The 21,887-nt window shown below is 74.0% G+C and carries 23 protein-coding genes and 1 riboswitch; of the genes, 13 read left to right on the plus strand and 10 right to left on the minus strand.

From position 1 onward, the window contains the following. Window positions 1-45 precede the first annotated feature (45 nt). Both OHA34_RS09110 and OHA34_RS09115 read left to right on the plus strand, forming a co-directional pair. Window positions 46-927, plus strand: coding sequence for an oxygenase MpaB family protein (locus OHA34_RS09110; RefSeq protein WP_285940649.1), 882 nt, complete (start codon window positions 46-48; stop codon window positions 925-927). Between the two features lie 104 nt (window positions 928-1,031). Beyond that, on the plus strand, window positions 1,032-1,625 hold the full coding sequence (locus tag OHA34_RS09115) for a TIGR03086 family metal-binding protein (RefSeq protein ID WP_285940650.1): 594 nt from the start codon (window positions 1,032-1,034) through the stop codon (window positions 1,623-1,625). A gap of 43 nt (window positions 1,626-1,668) precedes the next feature. On the opposite strand, the gene add is transcribed toward OHA34_RS09115, so the two are convergent. From add to OHA34_RS09140, 5 genes are all read right to left on the minus strand, one after another. Next, window positions 1,669-2,673, minus strand: coding sequence for an adenosine deaminase (add, locus tag OHA34_RS09120; RefSeq protein WP_329521332.1), 1,005 nt, complete (start codon window positions 2,671-2,673; stop codon window positions 1,669-1,671). A 41-nt stretch (window positions 2,674-2,714) separates the two neighbouring features. Continuing rightward, complete coding sequence (locus tag OHA34_RS09125; RefSeq protein ID WP_329521333.1) at window positions 2,715-3,539, minus strand: amidohydrolase family protein; 825 nt, start codon at window positions 3,537-3,539, stop codon at window positions 2,715-2,717. Further along, complete coding sequence (locus tag OHA34_RS09130; RefSeq protein WP_285940653.1) at window positions 3,536-4,102, minus strand: TetR/AcrR family transcriptional regulator; 567 nt, start codon at window positions 4,100-4,102, stop codon at window positions 3,536-3,538. Before OHA34_RS09130 ends, OHA34_RS09125 begins: the two co-directional genes overlap by 4 nt. Before the next feature lie 108 nt (window positions 4,103-4,210). Next, entirely contained in the window at window positions 4,211-4,537 is a 327-nt protein-coding gene (locus tag OHA34_RS09135) for a DMT family transporter (protein WP_285940654.1), read from the minus strand. Window positions 4,538-4,572: 35 nt separating this feature from the next. Then, window positions 4,573-4,641, minus strand: a riboswitch (guanidine-III (ykkC-III) riboswitch). A gap of 81 nt (window positions 4,642-4,722) precedes the next feature. Then, window positions 4,723-5,349, minus strand: coding sequence for a LysR family transcriptional regulator (locus OHA34_RS09140; protein WP_329521334.1), 627 nt, complete (start codon window positions 5,347-5,349; stop codon window positions 4,723-4,725). Between OHA34_RS09140 and OHA34_RS09145 the strand changes: the two genes are divergently transcribed. Beyond that, the gene (locus tag OHA34_RS09145) at window positions 5,348-5,554 is read left to right on the plus strand and encodes a hypothetical protein (protein WP_329521335.1); all 207 of its coding nucleotides are present in this window, start codon (window positions 5,348-5,350) and stop codon (window positions 5,552-5,554) included. The two genes, OHA34_RS09140 and OHA34_RS09145, sit on opposite strands and share 2 nt — an antisense overlap. Before the next feature lie 15 nt (window positions 5,555-5,569). On the opposite strand, the gene OHA34_RS09150 is transcribed toward OHA34_RS09145, so the two are convergent. Together OHA34_RS09150 and OHA34_RS09155 are read right to left on the minus strand one after the other, a co-directional pair. Further along, window positions 5,570-6,438, minus strand: a protein-coding gene (locus OHA34_RS09150) for an IS5 family transposase (RefSeq protein ID WP_443029646.1) whose coding sequence is annotated in 2 segments (ribosomal slippage) — window positions 5,570-6,073 and window positions 6,076-6,438 — 867 coding nt in all. Because the reading frame shifts where the segments join, the coding sequence is not laid out codon by codon here. A gap of 129 nt (window positions 6,439-6,567) precedes the next feature. Continuing rightward, window positions 6,568-7,428, minus strand: coding sequence for a poly(ethylene terephthalate) hydrolase family protein (locus tag OHA34_RS09155; protein WP_329521336.1), 861 nt, complete (start codon window positions 7,426-7,428; stop codon window positions 6,568-6,570). Between the two features lie 152 nt (window positions 7,429-7,580). Here OHA34_RS09155 and OHA34_RS09160 point away from each other — a divergent pair, with 152 nt between their 5' ends. Together OHA34_RS09160 and OHA34_RS09165 are read left to right on the plus strand one after the other, a co-directional pair. Beyond that, entirely contained in the window at window positions 7,581-8,756 is a 1,176-nt protein-coding gene (locus tag OHA34_RS09160; RefSeq protein WP_285940658.1) for a PucR family transcriptional regulator, read from the plus strand. A gap of 68 nt (window positions 8,757-8,824) precedes the next feature. After that, window positions 8,825-9,430 (plus strand): dihydrofolate reductase family protein, encoded by a 606-nt coding sequence (locus tag OHA34_RS09165; RefSeq protein WP_285940659.1) that lies wholly within the window; start codon window positions 8,825-8,827, stop codon window positions 9,428-9,430. A gap of 185 nt (window positions 9,431-9,615) precedes the next feature. Here OHA34_RS09165 and OHA34_RS09170 read toward each other — a convergent pair whose 3' ends face one another. Continuing rightward, window positions 9,616-9,951, minus strand: a complete 336-nt coding sequence (locus OHA34_RS09170; RefSeq protein WP_285940660.1) for a hypothetical protein — start codon at window positions 9,949-9,951, stop codon at window positions 9,616-9,618. Window positions 9,952-10,227: 276 nt separating this feature from the next. On the opposite strand from OHA34_RS09170, the gene OHA34_RS09175 reads away from it, so the two are divergent. The 8 genes from OHA34_RS09175 (at window position 10,228) to OHA34_RS09210 (ending at window position 20,000) form a co-directional block, all read left to right on the plus strand. After that, on the plus strand, window positions 10,228-11,472 hold the full coding sequence (locus tag OHA34_RS09175) for a phospholipase D-like domain-containing protein (protein ID WP_329521337.1): 1,245 nt from the start codon (window positions 10,228-10,230) through the stop codon (window positions 11,470-11,472). A gap of 133 nt (window positions 11,473-11,605) precedes the next feature. Then, complete coding sequence (locus OHA34_RS09180) at window positions 11,606-12,226, plus strand: maleylpyruvate isomerase family mycothiol-dependent enzyme (protein ID WP_285940662.1); 621 nt, start codon at window positions 11,606-11,608, stop codon at window positions 12,224-12,226. A gap of 15 nt (window positions 12,227-12,241) precedes the next feature. After that, window positions 12,242-15,400, plus strand: a complete 3,159-nt coding sequence (locus OHA34_RS09185) for an RNA repair domain-containing protein (RefSeq protein WP_329521338.1) — start codon at window positions 12,242-12,244, stop codon at window positions 15,398-15,400. A 126-nt stretch (window positions 15,401-15,526) separates the two neighbouring features. Further along, complete coding sequence (locus OHA34_RS09190; RefSeq protein WP_329521339.1) at window positions 15,527-16,168, plus strand: hypothetical protein; 642 nt, start codon at window positions 15,527-15,529, stop codon at window positions 16,166-16,168. A gap of 325 nt (window positions 16,169-16,493) precedes the next feature. Further along, entirely contained in the window at window positions 16,494-17,426 is a 933-nt protein-coding gene (locus OHA34_RS09195) for an ABC transporter substrate-binding protein (protein ID WP_285940665.1), read from the plus strand. An 83-nt stretch (window positions 17,427-17,509) separates the two neighbouring features. After that, a complete protein-coding gene (locus OHA34_RS09200) occupies window positions 17,510-18,526 on the plus strand; it encodes a FecCD family ABC transporter permease (RefSeq protein WP_285941381.1) in 1,017 nt (338 codons plus the stop codon). Beyond that, entirely contained in the window at window positions 18,523-19,293 is a 771-nt protein-coding gene (locus tag OHA34_RS09205; protein WP_285940666.1) for an ABC transporter ATP-binding protein, read from the plus strand. Before OHA34_RS09200 ends, OHA34_RS09205 begins: the two co-directional genes overlap by 4 nt. A gap of 2 nt (window positions 19,294-19,295) precedes the next feature. Continuing rightward, window positions 19,296-20,000, plus strand: a complete 705-nt coding sequence (locus tag OHA34_RS09210) for an adenosylcobinamide amidohydrolase (RefSeq protein ID WP_285941382.1) — start codon at window positions 19,296-19,298, stop codon at window positions 19,998-20,000. A gap of 50 nt (window positions 20,001-20,050) precedes the next feature. Here OHA34_RS09210 and OHA34_RS09215 read toward each other — a convergent pair whose 3' ends face one another. Both OHA34_RS09215 and OHA34_RS09220 read right to left on the minus strand, forming a co-directional pair. Continuing rightward, a complete protein-coding gene (locus OHA34_RS09215) occupies window positions 20,051-20,896 on the minus strand; it encodes an amidohydrolase family protein (RefSeq protein WP_329521340.1) in 846 nt (281 codons plus the stop codon). Next, window positions 20,893-21,867: an aldo/keto reductase gene (locus tag OHA34_RS09220; RefSeq protein ID WP_329521341.1), complete on the minus strand. Its 975-nt coding sequence runs from the start codon at window positions 21,865-21,867 to the stop codon at window positions 20,893-20,895. The genes OHA34_RS09215 and OHA34_RS09220 overlap by 4 nt, the downstream gene beginning before the upstream one ends. Between the last annotated feature and the right edge of the window lie 20 nt (window positions 21,868-21,887).

The raw sequence follows: 21,887 nt of genomic DNA on the forward strand, positions 1-21,887 counted from the left end.
CGTCTCACGCGCTTTATCCTGAGGGCAGACGTCCCTGGAGGTGCGATGCCCGCCCCGTCTCCCTTCCCCGCACCCCCGGCACCACTCGGACCCGGCTCGCTGCTCTGGAAGTACGCCGCCGACCTGCGCTCCCTCCTCCCGGGCGCCGCCGCCGGGCTGATGCAGCTCCTGCACCCCGCGATCGGCGCCGGCGTCTCCGAGCACTCGGCGTTCTTCGACGCCCCGTTCGACCGGATCCATCGCTCGGTCCCGCAGATCTGGGCGACCATCCTCGCCCCGGACGGGGCGGCGCGCGGGCGCGGCATCCGCGACCTGCACCGCGCCATCGGCGGCGTGGACGAGCACGCCCGCCGCTACCACGCACTCGAACCCGAGACCTTCTGGTGGGCGCACGCCACGTTCACCTGGGAGATCTTCAAGGCGGCCGAGGTGTTCCATCCGCGCGCGCTGAGCGCGGAGGACCACGACCGGCTCTACGCCGAGACCGTCACGTGGTACTCCCGCTACGGCGTCAGCATGCGGCCCGTCCCGCCCGACTACGCCTCGTTCCAGAGCAAGTTCTGGCACATCTGCGCCAAGCGGCTGGAGCTGACCCCGGCGGCGGCACGGGCGCTCGACATCGCCAGGAGCGGCTCCGACACCGTCTCGCTGCTGCCCGTGGGCGGCCCCCTCGCCGAGCGGGCCGGCAAGATCGTCGCAGAGCGCCCGCTGCGGCTGGTCACCTTCGGCTGCATGCCGCCGATCGTCCGGGAGCGCTTCGGCATCCCGTGGGGCCCGCTCGACCAGGCCCGCTTCTCCGCGCTGGCGCTCGCCAACCGGCAGGGCTACCGGATGCTGCCGACCGGCGTGAACCACTGGGCGCTGCGCAGCATGCTCCGCTACATCGGCTCCCAGACCCGCGAACAGCGCTACCAGCCCGCCGCCTGAGCCGTCCGGAACCCCTGGTCCCGCTCCTGCCAGCACCAAATGGAACGAATCATTCCGTTCTGATAGACTCGATGCAGCGCGGAACCACCCGAAGGGAACCGGATATGAGCGAGATCATCATTTCAGGATGGACCGTACTCGATGCCGCTCACCAGGCATTGCGTACGGCGGTGCGCGGCGTCCCGGCCGACGGCTGGACGCTGCCGACCCCCTGCGCGGACTGGACGGCGACGCAGGTGCTCCAGCATGCCGCGGGCGACCAGCTCGCCTACGCCGCCGCGATCACGGGCGGGCCCGGCCCCGGCTACGACCCGTTCAAGCCCTCCGGCGTCCTGGACCGGACCCCTCACGAGGTGACCGAGGAGGCGCTGAACACGACCGCGTCCGCCTGGGCCACCGTCGCCAAGGACGCGCCGGAGGTCACGACCCCGATCCCGCCGCACTCGATGTCCGGCGAGCTCGGGGCCGGCGCCGCCGGGCTGGACGCCGCCGTCCACGCCTGGGACATCGCCGTCGCGGCCGGCCTCCCGTCCCCGCTGACCCCCGAGCTGGCCCGGCCGCTGCTGAAGGTCGCGATGGAGCTCGTCGAACCGCTCCGGCAGTACGGTGTGTTCGGGCCGGCGCTCCCGGCGGGCCCCGACGACGCCGTCGCGGCGCTCCTGAGCTACCTCGGCCGCGACCCGCACTGGAAGCCCTGACCGCGACGCGCGACGGCGGCCGGCGCGGGAACCGGCCGCCGGCTCACGACGCGGCGCCCGCGTACGCCTCGTCCACGAACGTCGCGACGCGCGCCCGCACCGGCTCGGGCGCGAACGAGGCGGCCAGCGCGGCCCGGTTGACCTCGGCGAAGTCGGCGAGGGTCCAGCCGTGGACGTCTCGCAGCCGCTCGTACTCCTCGGTCAGCCGCACGCCGGTGACCGCCCGCGTGTCGGTGCTGATCCCGACCCGCACGCCCGCCTCGCGCAGCCGTCCCACCGGATGCTCGGCGAGCGAGGGCGCGGTGGAGGTCTGCACGTTGCAGGACGGGCAGACCTCCAGATGGACCCCTTCCTCCCTCAGCCGCGCGAGCAGCTCGGGGTCCTCGGCGCTGCGGACGCCGTGCCCGATGCGGCGGGTGCCCGTCTTGTCGAGGGCCTCCCGCACGCTGCCGGGACCGCCGGACTCCCCGGCGTGGACGGTCACGCCCAGTCCCCCGTCCCGGGCGTGCGCGAACGCCGGCACGTGCGGATCGAGCGGATGGGCGATCTCGTCACCGGCGATGTCGAGCGCGACCACCGGCCCCGAACGCGCGTGCCGGACGGCGAGCCGCGCGGTCTCCAGGCTGCGTCCGGCGTCGTAGTCGCGCAGCGTGCACAGGATCAGCCCGGCGTCGATACCGGTCGCCGCCGACTGCGCCGCCGTCTCCTCCGCCACGTGCGCGACGACCTGGTCGGCCGACAGCTCTCCGCCCTCGGTATGGACCAGGGGCGCGAAGCGCAGCTCGGCGTAGGCGATCCCGTCGCGGGACATCTGCTCGAAGACGTCCTGCACCGCGATCCGCAGCGCCCGCCCGCTCTGGAGCAGCGCACGGTAATGCAGGGTGTAGGTCAGGTAGTCCGCGAGGGACGCGCACTTCGGCGGCGCGACGAAGGTCCGGGCGTAGTGCCCGCGGGTGATCCTCGGGTCGATGCGCCGCGCCGCGTCGTAGCTCAGGCAGCAGTCGAGATGGCTGTGCAGCTCGACCTTGGGGAGGTTGGCGAGATCCATCCTCCGCACGCTAGTCATACGTATTACTGGACGCCAATCCGCTACCCGATGCCGGACCCGGCGAAGAAGACCCGCCTGGCGTTGCCGGACAGGAACGCCTCCCGGGCCGCGTCGTCCAGCCCCAGCTCGGGCAGGCCCTTCAGGGCACGGTCCGCGCTGATCATCGGGTGGTTGGTGCCGAACATGACCTTGTGCCGCCGGTCCTGCTTCATGTACGCGACCAGCTCGGGCGGGTAGCGCCGCACCGTGTACGCGGAGGTGTCGATGTAGACGTTGGGGTGCTTGCGGCAGACCGCGATCATCTCCTCGGTCCACGGGTAGCCGATGTGGCCGCCGACGATGACCAGGTCGGGGAAGTCCAGCGCCACCTGGTCAACGTACGGGATCGGCCGGCCCGTCTCGCTCGGCCGCAGCGGCCCGGTGTGCCCGACCTGCGTGCAGAACGGGACGCCGAGCTCGACGCACTCGGCGTACAGCGGGTAGTAGCGCCGGTCGGTCGGCGGCAGCTCCCACAGCCACGGCACGACCCGCAGCCCCACGAAGCCCAGCTCGGTCACGCACCGCCGCAGCTCCCGCACCGCCTCCATCGGCTTGCGCAGGTCGACCGACGCGACCCCGCGCAGCCGCCCCGGCGCCGCCGCGACGGACGCGGCCACCTCGTCGTTGCTCACCAGCGCGCCCTCCGGGCCGTACCAGGCGCTGATCAGGCCGACGTCGATGTTCCCCGCGTCCATCGCGGCCACCGTCACCTCGACCGGGACCTCCTCCTTCGGCGGCTCCTGCCCCGTCCACCGCCAGAGCGAGTCGAGCATCTCGTGGTTCAGGAACCGCACCGTGCCGTGCTGCATCCAAGCGTCGATGATCATTGTGATCCTCCTAGCGACCGCCATGCGGCCTCGCTCAACGTGCCGATCTGTTCGTCCCCGGGGAGCGGGATCTCGCCGTTCAGCCAGAGCCGGCACAGCTCGTGCGCCGGTCCGAGCCACAGCACGAGCGAGGTGACGCGGTCCAGCTCGGGCAGCGCCCCGTGGTGGACGTGGACCCGCCACCAGCCGAGCACCTCGCCGAAGAACGCCCGGTTGCGCGTCTTCAGCTCGGCGCCCAGAGGCTGCCTCTCGGTGAACAGGAACCGCGCCCGGTCGGGGTTCTGCACGCACCACCGCACGTGAAAGGCGACCATCGCGGTCACTCCCTCGCGGGCGCTCTCATGCCTCCGCAACTCCACGACGAACGCGTCCTGGTACAGGGAGATGCAGTCAAGGAACAGCGCCCCCGCGACCTGTTCCTTGCCCGCAAAGTGGTGGTAGAAGCTGCCGACACTGACCCCGCTCGCCGCACGCAGCCGGCTCAGGGTCGTGCCCGCCACCCCGTCCCGCCCGAACAGCTCCAGGGCCGCCCGCAGGATCCGGTCCCGCCCCGCCTCGCTCACAGAACATTATTCTGGTGCCCTAGAACATAATTCTGCAAGTCCGATCGGGAGGGACGGCCGGCACGGCCGCGCCGGCGACCCGCATCCGCCGGGTCAGGGAGGGGCGCCTCAGTGCGCGCCGCCGCCGGCGAGGTTGAGGCCGACGACGCCGACGATGATGAGCGCGAGGGCGCCGATCTTGAGGGCGGAGACCTGGTCGCCCATCAGCAGCATGCCGAGCGCGGCGGTGCCGACCGCGCCGATGCCGACCCACACCGCGTACGCGGTGCCGACGTCCAGGGTCTTGAGGGCGAAGTTGAGCAGGCCGAAGCTGATGGCGGCGAAGGCCAGGAAGCCGACCGCGGGCAGCGGCTCGGAGAAGCCCTTGCTGGCCTTGAGACAGAGGGCCATTGCGACCTCGAAGAGGCCGGCGACGACGACGAGGATCCATGCCATGGTGCACACTCCCGGACGGGACGAGACGACAACGTCACGCGTCGTCTTGGCTTGCCGGGTACGGCGCGTACTCCTCGTCCGGGAGGGCGGCTCGCGCCCTCACCGGTGCCAACGGCCCGCCGCCGCCCCTTGTTCCCCCCGGCGCCGACCGGACGGGTCTCGGCCGGCGAAGCCCCCGTCCGGGATCAGGGTTCCAGACCGGGGGGCGCGAACGCGCCGGTGTCGCGGAGCTCGCGGACCACGGCGACCAGGGCGGCGACCGCGTCGCCGGCGTCGCCCCGCCGCCATACGAGGCCGTCCCTCGGGATCAGGACGAGCGGCCGGCGCGACAGGCGGGCCGGGTCGACGGCGGCCCCGGCGGCGAGCGGATGGCCGGCCGCGAGCGTGGCCACCAGCGGCTCGCGGGCGACCGGCAGGACCGCGAGGCCGGGGGCCTGGTCGGGCTCCCAGCCGAAGGCGAGGTCGAGCCGGTGCTCGGCGAGGGCGGCGAGCTGGTCGGGCGTGGTCATCGGCCGGGGCAGCACCCGGACGGACGGCGCCCGGGGCACCGCGAGCTGGAACAGCCGCGGGCCGATGTCCTCGGCGTACCCGACCCTGACCTCTCCGGCGTGCCCGTGCGCGGCGCGGCGGCCGACCTCGAGGGCGTGCCCGGCGGCGTCCAGGACGCGCCGGGCCTCGGGCAGGGACGCCTCACCGGCGGCGGTGAGCGCGACCCGGCGGCTGGTGCGGGCGGGGGTCGAGGGGTTCTTCGAGGCGTTCGCCCGGGAGGTCGAGCCGTTCGGCGTCCGCACCACGCTGGTCGAGCCCGGCATGATCCGCACCATCCCGCTGGAGGACATGCCCGGGGACCAGGCGAAGGTGGTCGCGGCGATGATCGACGTCGCCGAGGCCGCCGATCCGCCCCGGCGGCTGCTGCTGGGCTCGGACGCCTACGCCCTGGTGCACGCCGCGATGGTCGAGCGCCTCGCGGCCGTCGAGGCCCAGAAGGACGTGGCGTACTCCACCGACGTCGGCTAGGGCCTGTCCGGTGGATCATGTGTTGATCCATAGCAGGGCTGTGACCAGGGTGATCGCGGCTTGATAGTTGCGGGCGAGTTTGTCGTAGCGGGTGGCGATGCCGCGCCATTGCTTGAGTCGGCCGATGCAGCGTTCGACGACGTTGCGGCGCCGGTAGACGGCGGGGTCGAAGGCCGGTGGGCGTCCGCCGAGGGTTCCGCGGCGGGCGCGTCCGGCCTTCTGGTCGGCGCGTTCGGGGATGGTGGTGCCGATCCCGCGGTCGCGTAGCGACCGGCGGATCGCGGCCGAGCTGTAGGCCTTGTCCGCGATGACCCGGTCGGGCCGGCACCGCGGACGGCCCGGGCCGGGCCGCGATACCCGTATCGCCGCCAGGACGTGCGGGAAGGCAGTGCAGTCGTTGATGTTCCCGGCGGTGAGCACGATCGACAGCGGCAGGCCACGGCCGTCGACGGCCAGGTGGATCTTGGTGGTCAGCCCGCCTCGGGACCGTCCAAGAGCCTGCCCCACTCCATCGGCCGACCGGTTTGTCCGGCCGAGTGCCCCTTTTTGCGGGCACCAGTGGCGTGCTGGTGGGCCCGCACGATGGTCGAGTCGACGCTGACACTCCAGTCGATCCGCCCGACGGCGTCATCATGGACCTGTACATGCGCCAGGATCCGGTCGAAGGTGCCATCGGCGGCCCACCGCCGATAACGCTCATAAACGGTCTTCCAGTTGCCGTACCGCTCGGGCAGATCCCGCCACGGGGCACCGGTGGCCAGCTTCCACAAGATCCCGTCCAACACCCTCCGATGGTCCAGCCACCGGCCACCCCGGCCAGCCCGAACAGGCAGAAGAGGTTCGATCCGCCGCCAGGCGGCATCGGTCAACTCATGACGACGCACCATGACACATCATCAAAGACCACACCCGAGATCACCCACAGCCGAACACAAAGATCCACCGGACAGGCCCTAGCACCGCCCAGGCGGAGGCCGCCGGGCCCGCCCTCGCGCGGGGCCCGGCGGCGCCGGTCAGGAGGCGGGGATCTGGAGCGCCTCGGCGTTGCGGCGGACGTCCGACCAGGCGGAACCGGTGCAGACCGCGCAGCTCGGGCCGAAGAACTCGCCGCGCGCCTGCTCGTCGCCCATCAGGTGGAAGCGGAACCACGCGGTGGTGACGCCGCGGAACCCGCCGCCGTCGCCGACGGTGGTGAAGTGGTCGGCGCCCTTCAGCTCCGCGTACACCGCGGGGACCCGGCCCGCGGAGTCGTAGAACGCGCGGACGAGCGCGGGCCAGACGATGGAGTCCCGCTGCCCGGCGAGGAACAGCGCGGGCCCGTGCAGGCCGGACGTGGTGGCGAGCGGTCCGGGCTGGATCGGGGCGATGGCGTCCACGCGCGGATCGGCGGCGGCGTTGATCGCGCCGGCCGCGCCCTGGGAGTGCCCGCTCGCGCCGACGTGCGCCAGGTCGATGCGGCCGTGGAACGGGCTGCCCGCGTCGCCGTCGAGCCGGGCCAGCCGGTCGATGCCCGCCCGCATGGACAGGCCCGTGTCGGCCTGCGTCGAGTTGGACGCGGCCACGACGAACCCGTGGCTCGCCCAGTGGATCAGCAGGTCGCGGTAGACGACCGGGAAGGCGAACGACCCGTTCCCCCAGATGATCACGGGATGGCGCAGCGCGCTCTGGCCGATGTCGCGCGGGTAGTAGAACGTCGTGACGGCCTCGACCTTCACCGCCACCGCGTACGGGCCGGGGCTCGACCAGGCGCCGTCCACCGGCGGGAAGCCGGTTCCGGCGGACGCGGGCGGAGCGGTGGCGGGCAGGGCGAGCGCGACGGCCGACAGGAACGTCGCGAACGCGAGCAGGAGGCGTCTGGCGGGACTTCGGGGCATGGCCGGTCTCCTTCGGAAGCGGCGACGCGGAGGTGTGCGGGCGCACGCCCGGCATCGTCTGATCGCACATCCTGGACGACGCCGGGCGGCCGGTCTGTCCGCAATCGCCGCAACGTTTGCCGTCCGGCGTTGTGCAATGTCACGATCCCGGCATGACACCGGCACGGGACGGTCTGCACGCGCGGATCGCCGGACGGCTCCCGGAGATCACCGACGCGGTGCTGCGGCGGTGCGCGGCCGAGGTCCCCTTCTACGGGCGGCTTCCCGAGGAGGTCATCGAGGGCGAGGTCCGGCGCTCGGTCGAGGCGAGCGTGCTGTTCTTCCTGCGGATGCTGCGGCCGGGGCACGGGCCGGGGGCCGGGGAGGTCACCGAGGTCGTGGCGTGGTCGGCGCGCCGGGCGGCGGAGCGGGTCCCGCTGGAGGCCGCGCTCGCCGCCCACCTGGTCGGCGCCGAGGTGCTGTGGCGGGCGCTCGCCGAGACCACGGCCGGCGACGCCGCCGGGCTCGACGCGGCCGGTGACGCCCTGCTCCGCCATATCCGGCACATGATCCCCGCGGTCGCGCTCGCGCACCTGGAGGAACAGCAGCGCGGCCAGGCGGAGGCGCGGGAGGCGCACCGCGCGCTGGTCGACGCGCTGCTCGCGGGCCGGCCCGCGCTCGCCCTGGCCGAGGCGGCCGGGGTCCCGCTCGCCCCGTCCCACCTGGTGGTGGTCGTCCGGCCGGACGGCCCCCCGGTGCCGGGCGGGACGGCCCGCCGGTTGCAGTCGGCGCTGGACGGGCTCACCGGCACCAAGGTCCTCACCGCCCTGGACGCCACCGGCGGCACGGTGCTGCTGCCGTCCGCCCCCGGCTCGACCGGCCTCGACATGGCCGGCCTCCCGGACCTGCTGGCCCGGCTCGGCGAGGCCGTCGGACGGCCGCTGGTCGCCGCCGCGGCGGTCGCCGAGGACCACGGCGCGGTCGCGGCCGGCGCCGCCGAGGCCGGCCGGGTGATGGACATCGTGCGGCGGCTCGGCCGTCCCCCCGGGCTGTACCGGTTCGAGGACGTGGTGCTGGAGTACCAGCTCGCCCGCCCCGGCCCCGGCCTCGCCGTGCTCGCCGCCAAGCTCGACCGGCTCGCCGAGCGGCCCGAGCTGATGGACACCCTGCGGGCGTTCGTGCGGCACGGCCACAACCGCAGCCGGACGGCCAAGGACCTGCACGTCCACCGCAACACGCTGGACTACCGGCTGCGCAAGGTGGCCGCCCTGACCGGCCTCGACCCCGGCGTCCCGGGCGGGGCGCGCCTGCTGGACGCCGCGGTCATCGCCCAGGACCTGCTCCCGTAGCGGCCGATGAGTTCCGGCCCGGCCGCGGGTCGGCACCACGACGAACGGAACGAGCAGAGGAGCCGGGCATGGGCAACGTCATTGTCGATCTCACCGTGTCGCTGGACGGATTCGTCGCCGGCGGCGGCGACGGCCCCGGCCTCCCCCTCGGCCGGGGTGGGGAGCTGCTGTTCCCCTGGATGAACGCCGGCCCGGAGGCCAACCGCACCGAGAGCGGGTTCACGCCGCCGGACGCGAGCAAGGTGGTGATCGACGAGTGGACGGACGACTGCGGCGCCCTGGTCAGCGGCCGGCGCACGTTCGACATCGCCGGCGGCTGGAAGGACGGCCACCCGATCGACGTGCCGATCTTCGTCGTCACCCACCGGGCGCCGCCGGAGGGCGAGTGGAGCCCGCGCGTCTCGTTCGTGACCGCCGGCACCGGCCGGGCCCTCGACCTGGCGCTGGAGGCGGCCGGCGACCGGAAGGTGTCGGTGTGCTCGGCGGACGTCGTCCAGCAGGTGCTCCGCGCCGGGCGGCTCGACGAGATCCACCTCAACGTCGTCCCCCTCCTCCTCGGCTCGGGCGTGCGCCTCTTCGACCACCTCGGTCCCGACCCGGTACGGCTGGAGCAGACCAGGACCATCGGATCGGAGGGCGTCACCCACCTCCGCTACCGCGTCCTCAAGGACTAGGGTGCGTTTCAAAAGTCCCGGCCTGCGGCGCTCGCCTGGCGGCTCGTGCCTTACCGGGCCTTGGCGAGCACGGCATCGCTTCGCGATCCGCCCGCTGAGGCTCGCCTCCGGCATCGCCCCACCGTGCGGGTATCGCGCTCGCGCGACGGCTGAGGCACTGTGAGCAGGCCCTAAGCGGTGGACGGTCATCGGCGGCGCCGGGACAGCCGGGTGGCAATGTGGTCCATCGTGGTGCCGTCGGGGTTCCAGCCGCGCTGGAGGAGCGCGGTGAGCAGGGCCTCCAGGTACGGGACCGGACGGGCCAGGAAGTCCTTGGTGACGGGAATGATCTCCCAGCCCATCTCGGTGGCGAGCCAGCGGCGGCGGCGTTCGTCGCGGGCCCGGTTCGCGCGGCCGGTGTGGTGCCGCTCGCCGTCGTACTCCAGGCCCACCCGGAACGCCTCGTATCCGAGGTCGACGTACAGCCGTTCGCCGCGCGGGCCCATCGCCGGGACCTGGGTCTGCGGCCGGGGGAAGCCCACGTCGACCACGGTGACCCGCGTCCAGCTCCTGCCCGCCCGGCGGGCCCGCCGGAAGGGGGCCGACGAACTGTGGATAACTCTCGCGGCGCCTCGAAAACCGTCGCCCCGTCCCGAGGCCGGGGACCGCCGTTGATATTGAATCGATAACGCACCGCCCTACGGTGACTCCCGTCATTCCATCAACGTCGCCCGCAGGCGTCCGCACTGGGGAGTTCCCGAATGAGAAGACCCATTCTGGGCACGGCCGCGGTCGCGGCGGTCGCGGCCTCCGCCGCCGTGGCCGTCGCCGTCAACGGAAACGTCACCGAGCCGGTCGGGGCGGCACAGCAGGCCGGTGGACGGCAGAACGCGCTCATGGGGGCGTTCTTCAGTAATCCGGACGGACCGCCCGCCGAGAGGAACCGACTCGTCCAGCACCTGCTCGATCTCATCGGTGGCGCCGCGGTGGGTTCGGAGATCCGGGTCTCGGCGTACCAGCTCAGGACCAACGAGGTCCCCGACGCTCTCCTCGCCGCGGCGCATCGCGGCGTCAAGGTGAAGGTCGTCGCGGACAGCCTCAACAACACGACTCCAGAAGAGGGTGGTTACGAGTCGTTCCGCCTGCTCGCCAAGACACTCGGCAAGGACAAGAGCAAGCCGTCGTGGCTCATGACGTGCACCGAGGGCAAGGCCTGCATCGGCACGGCCGGGACGCCGTTCAACCACAACAAGTTCTTCCTGTTCTCCGAGACCAGCGGCCTTCGCGACGTGGTGGTGCAGTCGACCGCCAACCAGGCCACGACCGTCGGCGGCCTGGCGGGCTGGAACAGCACGTACGCCGTCGCCGGGAACACCGGCCTCTATGCCGAGTACGGCGGCTACTTCAATGACCTGGCCGCGATGAAGAAGAGCAACGACTACTACAACGTGCGCACGCCGAAGGCGCACGGCAACATCAAGACCTACTTCCATCCCCGGGCGACCGGCGACACCGTCGTCAATTACCTCAACTACGTCAAATGCTTCGGCAGCACCCAGGGCGGCACCTCCGACAACCACCGCACGATCATCCGTATCTCGATGTGGAGCATCAACCGTCCCGCCGTGGCGAAGAAGCTGTGGGAACTGGACAGCCAGGGCTGCTATGTCGACATCGTCGCCGACAGTATCGAGGACACTTCGCGGGCGGAATTGCTGAAGCCCGCGGGCGGCTACCACGGTCCCGAGATTCGCCTGTTCACGAAGGCCGGCAAGGGGGTGCACGAGAAGAACATGCTCATCGACGGCGTCTACAACGGCGCGATCAACCAGAAGATCGTCTTCACCGGCACGCACAACATGAACCCCTCATCGCTCCGGCAGAACGACGAGACCACCCTCAAGATCAACGATGCGGGGCTCCACGACCAGTTCCGGCAGAATTTCCGGGACGTCCGCACGAAGGCCGACTGCGAGCTCCAGACGAGCACGCTGAAGGCCGATCCGAAGATCAAGCGATGCGAAGAGGAAAAACCTTCCGCCGCCGAGGACGAGGAAGCCTGACCGCGGGAATGATCTTCGTGGCGCCCGCGTTCTGCGATCATCGGGAGGTGCGCGGGTGCCGCGGACGTCCGCGGTGCGCACCGCGTCGTGACGTCGGACGCCGCCGCTCGCGCGGCGAGTGAGGGGTTCGCCCGTGGAACTGTGGGACGCGGTCGCCGGCGAGCGGCGGGCCCTGGCCGACCTGCTGGAGGCGCTGACCCCTGAGCAGCTCGCCACGCGGAGCCTGTGCGAGGCGTGGACGGTGCGGGACGTCGCCGCGCATCTGGTGGCCGCCCTCGACGTGAGCCTGCCGTCGTTCACCTGGACGGTCGTCACCTGCGGCGGCGACATGCACAAGGCCAGCCGCAGGGTCACGGCCCAGATCGCGGCCCGGCCGATCGACGATCTCGCCGCCACGTTGCGGCGGCGGGCCGGGTACCGGGCTCCGCTGCGCCGGCCGGAGGGGCCCCTGGCGGACCTCCTGATTCACAGCCAGGACATCAGGCGCCCGCTCGGGCTGAGCCGCAGGTTCGCCAAGGAGGACATCACCGCCGTCCTGCGGTTCCTGACCGAGCAGAGGACGGTGGGGTTCGCGGTCAAGGGCGCGGTGGGCGGCCTCGCCTGGGCGGCGGCCGATCTCGACTGGTCGTACGGGTCGGGGCCCGCCGTGCGCGGTCCCGCCGAGGCGCTGATGATGGTCATCACGGGCCGGACGGTGGCGCTCGCCGATCTGGAGGGTGAGGGCGTCCCCGTCCTCCGGGACAGGCTGAGCTGAGCGCACCGCCGGTCGATGGGCGCGCAAGCGACCAGACCGGCGGGGGCGGGAAATGTGTTTGCCCGGCCCAGGGGTGACGTGCGAGGTTCCGGGGGACAGATCCGGGTCTGGCATGGCAGCGGAGGACTTGTGGGCAGGGGTCGGACCGAATCTCACGGTCTGCGGCCGGTGCAGGACGTGATCGCGCGCATCCGCTTCGACGGGCTCCTGGACGCGGCCGGATTCAGCGTCGGGTACGAGGACCGCTTCAATGGGGAGCGCGAGTCCGCGCTGACGGCGTTCGCCGCGAGCGGTGATCTGCCGTGGCACCGCGTCGCCTACATCAAGGCCGGTGACCTGGTCGTCTGGGACCGGCGCACACAGACCGACCTCATCTTCGGGACGGGGAACGGGCCGGGGGCCGATCTGGACGCCGTCGTCCGGGCCTGCGCTGCGGCGGCCCGTCCGGCGGAGGCGCCCCTCAGGGCGAAGGCGTCCCCCAGGGCGGGGGCTTCCCATCCGGCGCCGGTGTCCCTCCCGTGCTCCCGGTTCGACGCCGCGACCGGCCGCTGGACGCCCGCGCCCGGCGGGATCGCCGACGTCATCGCCGATGCCCTGCACGTCGTGACCTACAACGTCCTGGCGGACGTGTACGAGACCCACCGCACCTACGGCGAGCGGCGCATCGGCGCGTGCGTCGATCTTCTCGGTGGTCTCGGCGCGGACGTCGTCGCGCTCCACGAGGCCACGCCCCGGCTGCGGGAGGCGCTGCTGGCGGCCCCGTGGGTCCGGGCCGGGTTCCACGTGTCGGCCGCGCCGGACCCGGCCGTCCCGTACGGCGAGATGCTGCTCTCTCGCTGGCCGCTCCTCATCGAGCGGCACGACTTCTCCCGGCACAAGCACATGCTGCTCGGAAGGGTCGTGCTGAACGGGCGGGTCGCGGCGTTCGCCTCGGCGCACCTGACGAGCGACCGGACCCGCGACGCCGGGGCCCGGCGCGCGGAGCAGCTCCGGGTGCTCGGCGAACGGCTGGCGGGCGGCGGGATCTCCGACGCCGTCGTGCTCGCGGACGTGAACTTCGGCGACGGCGCCGAGGACGCGCTCCTGCGCGAGGCCGGGCTCACCGACGCCTGGCGCGAGGTCCACCCGCACGATCCCGGGTTCACCTTCGATCCGGGCGTCAATCCGCTGGCGGCGCTGATGTCGGCGACCGGCCGGCCCCGCCGCCTCGACCGGATCCTGGTGCGCTCGGACCGGATGACGCCGGTCGAGGTGAGCCGCTTCGGCGACCGTGCTCTCGAGGACGTCCCCCCTCCGGGCGAAGGGCCGCGTTACGCCTCCGACCACTTCGGGGTGTCCGGGCTGGTGGAGGTCGGCGCCCCGGCGGGCCGCGCCGGGCCCGTCCCGTGCCCGGAGCCCGCGGTGAACACCAGTGCGCTGGCCGTCCTGCCGCCCGAGGGGGCGTGCGGGGGCGTGCAGGCCGTCCGTGCGGCGCACGACCCCGCGTACCGCCGCTGGATGCCGCACCTCAACCTGTTCTTCGGCTTCGTCGGCGAGGAGCACTTCGGCGCGGCGGCGGACGTGGTCGCCGAGGCCGTCGCGGGCCTGGGGGCCTTCCGGGTCAGGGCCGCGGAGCTGCGCCGCTTCGACCACCGGAGCGGCACGACGGTGTGGGCCGAGCCCGTCTGCGACCCTCCGGGCGCCCTCGAGGATCTCCGTGCGCGGCTCGCCCCGTACTTCCCCGGCTGCGCCGCGAAGGAGGGGAGGGCCTTCACGCCGCATCTCACGGTCGCCCGGCTGGAGGGACGGGCGACGGCCGCGCGGATCGCCGAGCTGCGGGCCCTGATGGGCCCGGTGGAGTTCACCGTGGACGCCGTCCACCTGATCAGCAGGCGCGGCGACGAGCCCTTCGCGTCCCGCCGGACGGTGCCGCTCGCCGCGGGAGGACCGAGCGGGACGCCCCCGTGGCCGCCGCCCCCGTCCGCGCGAACGCCCTCGTGGTCGCGACTGCCCTCGGCCCGTCACGCGGCGGCGCTGGCGGCCTTCGCCGAGGCGTGCGCCGGGGTTCCCGCACGGCCGCGGCTCCATGTCCACCTCGCCGGCTCGTCCCGCCTCGGCGTCGCGGCGCCCGACGCGGACCTCGACCTGGTGTGCGCGGGCCCGGACGGGAGGGAACCGGCGGAGGTGCTCGCGGCGGTCGGGGAACGGCTCGCCGCCTCGGCCCGGGTGCGGACCCGCCAGGTCGAGGGCCCCGGAGGCCGCGTCCTGCGGTGCCGGTTCGACGGCGTCGACGTCGACCTCCAGTACGCGGGGATCCCGGCGCGGCCGGATCTGCCGCTGCCGCAGGACCTTCCCGAGCTGACCGCGCACGCGTCGGCCGCGCTGGACGAGGACTCCCGCCGGGCAGCGCTCGGCGTGACCGACTCCGATGCGCTGGTCCGCTCCGTCGCCGGGCACGCCGACATCGGGACGTACCAGGAGCTGCTGCGGCGGGTGCGGCGGTGGGCCCGCGCCCGGCGGCTCGACAAGGGGTCCTGGGGGCTGCTCGGCGGCCACACCTGGGCGATCCTCGCCGCCTACGCGCTCCGGGACGCGGTCGAGCACCGGGTCGAGGACGCGGCCGGACGCTCCGCTCCGCGCACCGGTGACGCCCTGCTCCACCATTTCTTCGATGTGTTCGGCCGGTGGCCCGCCGGACGTCCCGTCACCGTGGGTCCGCCGCCCACCCGCGAGGACCCGCGCACGGTATGGGCGATCTACAGCCCCACGCCACCGCCGTTCAACACCGCGCGCGGGCTCACCCGCTCGACCCTCCAGGTGCTCCGCGACGAGCTGCGCCGCGGCGCCCGCGAGCTGAGCGGCGGACGGCCGGACGCGCTGTGCGAGCCGCCGGACCCGGGCGTCCATCAGCGGCGCCTCCTGCTCGACCTGCGCTGCGCGGGCGAACCCGGTGAAGGCGAGGGATGGCTGGACGGCCGGATGCTGAACCTCGTCCGGGCCCTGGAGGGCGAGGGCGCCGCCGTCCGCCCCTACCCGGACCCGGGTCCGATCGCCGAAGGGGACGGCCGCCGCTTCGTCATCGGCCTCGACGGCGGGACGGCCGGTGCGCTCGCCGCGGTGGCCCGGTCGTTCGCTGACCGGCCGGAGCAGGACGCCCCGTCCGGCACGGCCCTGACCGCGCGGCTCACCGACTGATGGCACGCGCCGGCGCCCGAAATCCAGGCCGAATTCACCGGACGTGGAAGGATCGGTGCCCGGCCGGCCGGGCAGGGTGCAGGAAAGGGAGCCGTGCACGACCGGAGGCCACGAAGGGACGGGGCGATGGGGAACGACGTCGATCTGGTGGAGACGCGCCGCGCGTTGCACGGTGTGGCGGAGCTGGTGCTCGCGGGGCCCCAGTACCGGCAGAGCGGGACGATCCGGCTGGCGGTGCGGGCGGGAGGGTTCTGCACGACCGAACGGCCCGACCTGGCGGTGGAAGGGGCCGTGCTCGTCGCGGGCAGCGCCCGGATCCCCCTGGACGGGGCGACGTTCGCGGCCCTCGGCGCGGCGGCCGGAGTCGAGGCCGGCGCCCCCCAGGGCCTCTACGAGGAGGGCGGCGGCGCGCGGCCCGGCGACGTCGCGACCGTGGACGCGGGCGCCGCCGGGTACATCGAGGAGTGCTTCGTCCGGGGCGACGCGGCCCTGACCTGGCTGGGCCAGGTGCGGCCCGTGCTGTGGCCCGAGCACTTCGACCTGGGGATCACCCTGGACGAGGTCAACTACGGGGTCTCGCCGGGCGACGGCCACCTGGCCGAGCCCTATGCCTACGTGGGCCCCTGGAAGGCGCGGGCGGGCGACTTCTGGAACGCCCCGTTCGGCGCGACCCGGCCGATGCGGCTCCTGCCCGACGCGGGCGCGCTGCGCGGCTTCTTCGAGGAGGGCCGGGCCCGGTCGGCGGCCGACCCGGTACAGCGCCCCTGACCCGCGCGGCACCGGTCCGCGCGGCACCGGTCCGCGCGGACCCGACGCCGGCCCCGTTTCCGGGCCGCGCCGCTGCTCAGGCCCGGTGTCCGGCATACGGCTCGGAACCGGGACGGGACGGCTGATAACGTTGCAGTTCAAGCGCGTCATGGAGCGAAGTCCGGTGTGATCCCGGCGCTGTCCCGCAACTGTGATGCCCCTCCCGAGGACCCCCCTCCCGAGTGGCCGAGCCAGGTCGCCTCCGCACGCGCCTGACGACACTCGACCTCGTGGAAGGGCGATCCGTCACGTACGGGCGCGGCTTCCCGGCAGCCATGGAGGCCCTGTGAGATCCGTACGTGCCCTGGGCGCGGCCATCGCGCTCGTCATGCTGGCGGCCGGTTGTGGCGGAGGCGACGACGACTCCCCGTCCGCCGGCGGGAACGAGGGCGCGCGGGTGACCGTCCAGGCCGGCAACGGCGCGGTCACCATCGAGGGGACGCCGAAGCGGATCGTGTCGCTGTCCCCGACGCACACCGAGACGCTGTTCGCGATCGGCGCGGGCCCGCAGGTCGTGGCGGCCGACGCGTACTCCACCTACCCGGCGAACGCGCCCAAGACCAAGCTGTCGGGCTTCAAGCCGAACGCCGAGGCGATCATCGGCTACAAGCCCGACCTGGTGGTGCTGTCGGACGACATGGACGGCATCGTCAAGGCGCTGGAGAAGGTGAAGATCCCGGTCCTGCTGGAGCCGGCGGCGACCGGGCTGGACGACGCCTACGACGAGATCACCGACCTGGGCCGGGCCACCGGGCGCGCCGAGCAGGCCGCGAAGGTCACCGGCGACATGCGGGCGTCCGTCCAGGCGACGGTCACGGCGGCGGCCAAGGACAAGGACAAGGGGCTCAGCTACTACCACGAGCTCGACAACCAGCTCCACACCGTGACGTCCAAGACGTTCATCGGGCAGGTGTACGGGCTGTTCGGGCTGCGCAACATCGCCGACGACGCCGACAAGGCGTCCGGCGGCTACCCGCAGCTCTCCCGCGAGCACCTCCTCAAGCAGGACCCCGATCTGATCTTCCTGTCCGACACCAAGTGCTGCGGGCAGAACACCGCGGCGCTCGGCAAGCGCCCCGGCTGGTCCGACCTCAAGGCGCTGAAGAAGCAGGGCGTCGTCGAGCTCGACGACGACATCGCCTCCCGCTGGGGCCCGCGGCTGCCCGAGTTCGTCAAGGCGATCGGCGACGCGGTGCAGAAGGTCTCGGCCGGTCGGTGAGGCCCGCAGGTCCCCCGGCGCCGGGGGGTTCTGACGGCCCCGGCGCCGGTGTGGCCGCGAGGCCCGGGTTCGTCCAGGCGCGGATGCGGCCCGCCCCGCTCGCCGGCGCGGTGGCGGTGCTGCTCGTGGTGATGGTGGCCGGGCTGCTGGTGGGCGCGGCCGACCTGCCGCTCGCCGGGGTGCTGAAGGCGCTGGCCGACCGGGTCCCGTTCGTGCACCTCGACTCGGGGCTCAGCGTCGTCGAGCGCAACGTGCTGTTCGAGCTGCGGCTGCCGCGGGTGCTGATGGGCGCGCTGGTCGGCGGGATGCTCGCCATGGCCGGGGCCGGGTACCAGGGCGTGTTCCGCAACCCGCTGGCCGACCCCTACCTGCTCGGCGCGGCGGCGGGCGCGGGCGTCGGCGCGACACTGGTGATCGTGCTGATCCCGGGCGACCCGGGGTTCGGGGTGCCGCTGGCGGCGTTCGTCGGGGCGATCGCCGGGGTGCTCCTGGCGTACGTGCTCGGCAGTACCGCCGGACGCGGGAACGGCGCGGCGACGCTGGTGCTCGCGGGCGTCGCGGTGTCGTCGTTCCTGGCGGCGGTGCAGACGTTCATCCAGCAGGTCAAGGCGGAGGACCTCCAGCGGATCTACTCCTGGATCCTCGGCGGGGTGGGCACCGCCGACTGGCACCAGATCGCGATGGTCGCCCCGTACGCGCTGGTCTCCACGCTGGTGCTGCTGGCGCACGGGCGGCTGCTGGACGTGCTGAGCGTCGGCGACGAGGAGGCGGCCTCGCTCGGGCTGTCGGCGCCGCGGGTGCGGCTGGTGGTGCTGGTCGCGGCGTCGCTGGCGACCGCGTGCGCGGTGGCGGTCAGCGGGCTGATCGGGTTCGTCGGGATCGTGGTGCCGCACGTGGTGCGGCGGCTGGCGGGCGGCTCCTACCGGGTGGTGCTGCCGCTGTCGCTGCTCGGCGGCGCGGCGTTCCTGACGCTGGCCGATCTGGTCGCGCGGACGGTGGTCGCGCCCGGCGAGCTGCCGCTCGGCGTGGTGACGGCGTTCGTCGGCGGGCCCTTCTTCGTGGTGGTGCTGCGCGCCGCCCGCAGGCAGGTGGAGCCGTGACGGTCCGGGTGCGGGACCTCGACGTCGAGCTGGGCGGGCGGCCGGTGCTGAGCGCGGTGTCGCTGACGGTCCCGGCCGGGTCGTGGACGGCGGTGATCGGGCCGAACGGGACGGGCAAGTCCACGCTGCTGCGCGCGGTCCTCGGCCTGGTGCCCTCGCGCGGCGGCGTGACGGTCGCGGGCGCCGACCTCGGGGCGCTCAAGCCGCGGGAGCGGGCCCGGATCGTCGCCTACGCGCCGCAGAGCCCGAGCCTCCCGGCCGGCATGACGGTGTTCGACTACACGCTGCTCGGCCGGTCGCCGTACATCCCGCATCTCGGCCGCGAGGGCGCGCGCGACCGGGCCGTGGCCGCCGACGTCCTCGGCCGGCTCGACCTGGCCGGGCTGGCGGGGCGTCCGCTCGAGCACCTGTCGGGGGGCGAGCGGCAGCGGGTGGTGCTGGCGCGGGCGCTGGCGCAGCAGACCTCGGTGCTGCTGCTGGACGAGCCGACCACCTCCCTCGACATCGGCCACCAGCAGCAGGTGCTGGAGCTGGTCGACCAGCTCCGGCTGGCCGACGGGCTGACCGTGGTCACCACGATCCACGACCTGACGCTGGCCGGGCAGTACGCCGACGACCTGGTGCTGCTGTCGGGCGGCCGGGTCGCGGCGGCGGGGCCGCCCGCCGGGGTGCTGACCCGCGCGGCGGTCGCCGAGCACTTCGGCGCCCGGGTGCGGGTGGAGCCGGGGCCCGACGGCCGCCCGGTGCTGTCCCCGGAGCGGCCGTGAGGCTGGAGCTGCGGTGGCGCGAGGAGGACGGCGCCCGGCTGGCCTCGTCGGTGTGGCGGGCCGGTCCGGGCCTGCGGACGATCTCCTCGGCGATGCTGGGCGGCGGCATCGGCGCGGCGTCCTGGGTGCTGAACGCGCAGGTCGCCGGGGCGTACGCGCGCACCGACCCGGTGGCGCACCTGCGCGAGCTGGCCGCGTCGCACGGGCTGGACGGCCCGGGGGTCGGGATGCTCACCGCCGCGTCCGTCGCCCGCACGGCCCGGGGCTCCGACGAGGGCGTGGCCGTGTCGGCGACGGTGGGGCTGCGCGTCCCGACCTGGGCGTCCTCCCCCGCCGGGGCGCCCGATCCCGAACTGGTCCCGCTCCAGGTGGACGGGCCGCCCCCGCCGCGCGTCCACCGGCCGGGGACGGTCAACATCGTGGTCTCGCTGCCGGTGCCGCTGGAGGACGCCGCCCTGGTCAACGCCGTCATGACGGCGACGGAGGCCAAGACGCAGGCGCTCCTGGAAGCGGGCTACCCGTGCACCGGGACCGCGTCCGACGCGATCTGCGTCGCCGCCCCGGCGCCCGTCCCCGGCGGGACGGAGCCGGATCCCTTCGCTGGTCCCCGTTCGGTCTGGGGCGCGCGCATCGCGCGGGCCGTGCACGCAGCGGTGTACGCCGGTGCCGTCGACTACACCGAGTGGATCGACGGCACCCGGCGCTGACACCCGCCTCAGCGCACTCGCGCTGCCGCCGGCTCGCGCGCCTGCGCGGGTCAGCCGTCCAGCCGGTACACGCGCCGCGCCGTGCCGCCGAAGACCAGGGCGCGCGCGGCCTCGCCGAGGTCGGCGCACGCCTCCTCGGCCAGCGCCGCGACCTGGCCGTAGGTGGCGGCGAGGGTGCAGACGGGCCAGTCCGAGCCGTACATCGTCCGTCCGGGGCCGAACGCGGCGAGCACGTGCCGCGCGTAGGACAGCACGTCGGCGGGCGTCCAGCCCGGGGCGGCCTCGGTCACCAGGCCGGAGAGCTTCACCGTCACGTTGGGTAGTGCCGCCATCTCCTCGATCCACGACGCCCAGGGCTCCCACGCGCCGCCCGCGATGTCGGGCTTGCCGGCGTGGTCGAGCACGAGGCGGACCTCCGGCAGCCGCCGCGCGAACTCGAGCGCGGCCTCCGCCTGCGCGGGACGGACCAGCACGTCGTAGGCCAGCCCGGCGGCGCCGACGGCGCGCACGCCCCGCGCCACGTCCGCGCGCAGCAGCCAGCGCGGGTCGGGCTCGTCCTGGACGAGATGCCGGATGCCCGCCAGGTGCCGTCCGGACGGGGCCGCGAGCAGCCGCGCGAGGGTCGCGGCGGCGTCCGGCGCGGTGAGGTCGACCCAGCCGACGACCGCACGCACCGGCCCGGCGGCCTGTGCGGTGTGGGCGGTGTCCAGCAGGTCGCGCGTCTCCCCCGCGTCCGGAAGCGCCTGGACGACGACGGAGGCGGTCACATCCCGCGCCGCTTCCGCATAGCGGGCGGCGTCGAACCGCCCGCGGACGGGGTCGGCCCACGCGCCGTCCATCCAGCCGTACTCGCGGGCGCCGGTGTCCCACAGATGGTGATGCGCGTCGACCCTCATGGCCGGCCCCCTTCGGGCTCCGCTTCGGGCTCCGCTTCGAGTTCCGTCCAGAGCGCGCCGGGAATGTCGCGCTCGAAGGAGTCGGCGTTGTCGTCGACCTCGGCGGGCGTCCGGCAGCCGACGAGGACGCTCGCCACGGCCGGATGGCGGGCCGCGAACTGCACCGCCGCCGCGCGCAGCGGCACCCCGTGCCCGGCGCAGACGGCGCGGAGCCGTTCCGCCTCCGCGAGGAGGCGCGGCGGCGCGGGCGCGTAGTCGTAGGTCGTGCCGCCGGCGAGCAGGCCCGAGTTGAAGACCCCGCCCGCCACCACCGACGTCCCGCGCTCCAGGCAGGCGGGCAGCAGGTCCGCCTCGGCCGAGCGGTCCAGGAGGGTGTAGCGGCCCGCGCACAGCACCACGTCGAGGTCGAGCCGCCGGACGAACCGGGCCAGCATGGCCGCCTGGTTCATCCCCGCGCCGATCGCGCCGACCGCGCCCTCGTCCCGGAGCCGCGCGAGCGCGGGGTACGCCTCGGCGTACACCTGCTCCTCGTGGTCGTCGGGATCGTGCAGGTAGACGACGTCCACCCGGTCGAGGCCGAGCCGGTCCAGCGACTCCGACAGCGAGCGGCGCACGCCGTCGGCGCTGAAGTCCCACACCCGCCTGAACTCCGGCTCGCCCGGGAAGCCCGCGTCGTCGGGCGGCTCCCCCGGGCCGCGCGGCACCAGCAGCCGTCCCGCCTTGGTGGAGACCACCACCTCCCCCGCGACCGCGCGGACCGCCGCGCCGAGCCGCCGTTCGGACGTCCCGGCCCCGTAGTGCGGTGCCGTGTCGAGGTGGTGCAGCCCGCGCCGCAGGGCCCGCGCCACCGTGGCCGCCGCCGCGGCGCCGGACACCGGGGCGTACAGCCCGCCGAGCGCCGCGCCGCCGAGCGACAGGGCGGTCACCTCGACCGCGGAGCCGCCGAGCCGCCGCCGCTCGTCGACGCGCATGTCCCCGCCTCCCTCCCGTC

This window comes from Spirillospora sp. NBC_01491, assembly GCF_036227065.1.
GTDB lineage: Bacteria > Actinomycetota > Actinomycetes > Streptosporangiales > Streptosporangiaceae > Spirillospora > Spirillospora xylanilytica.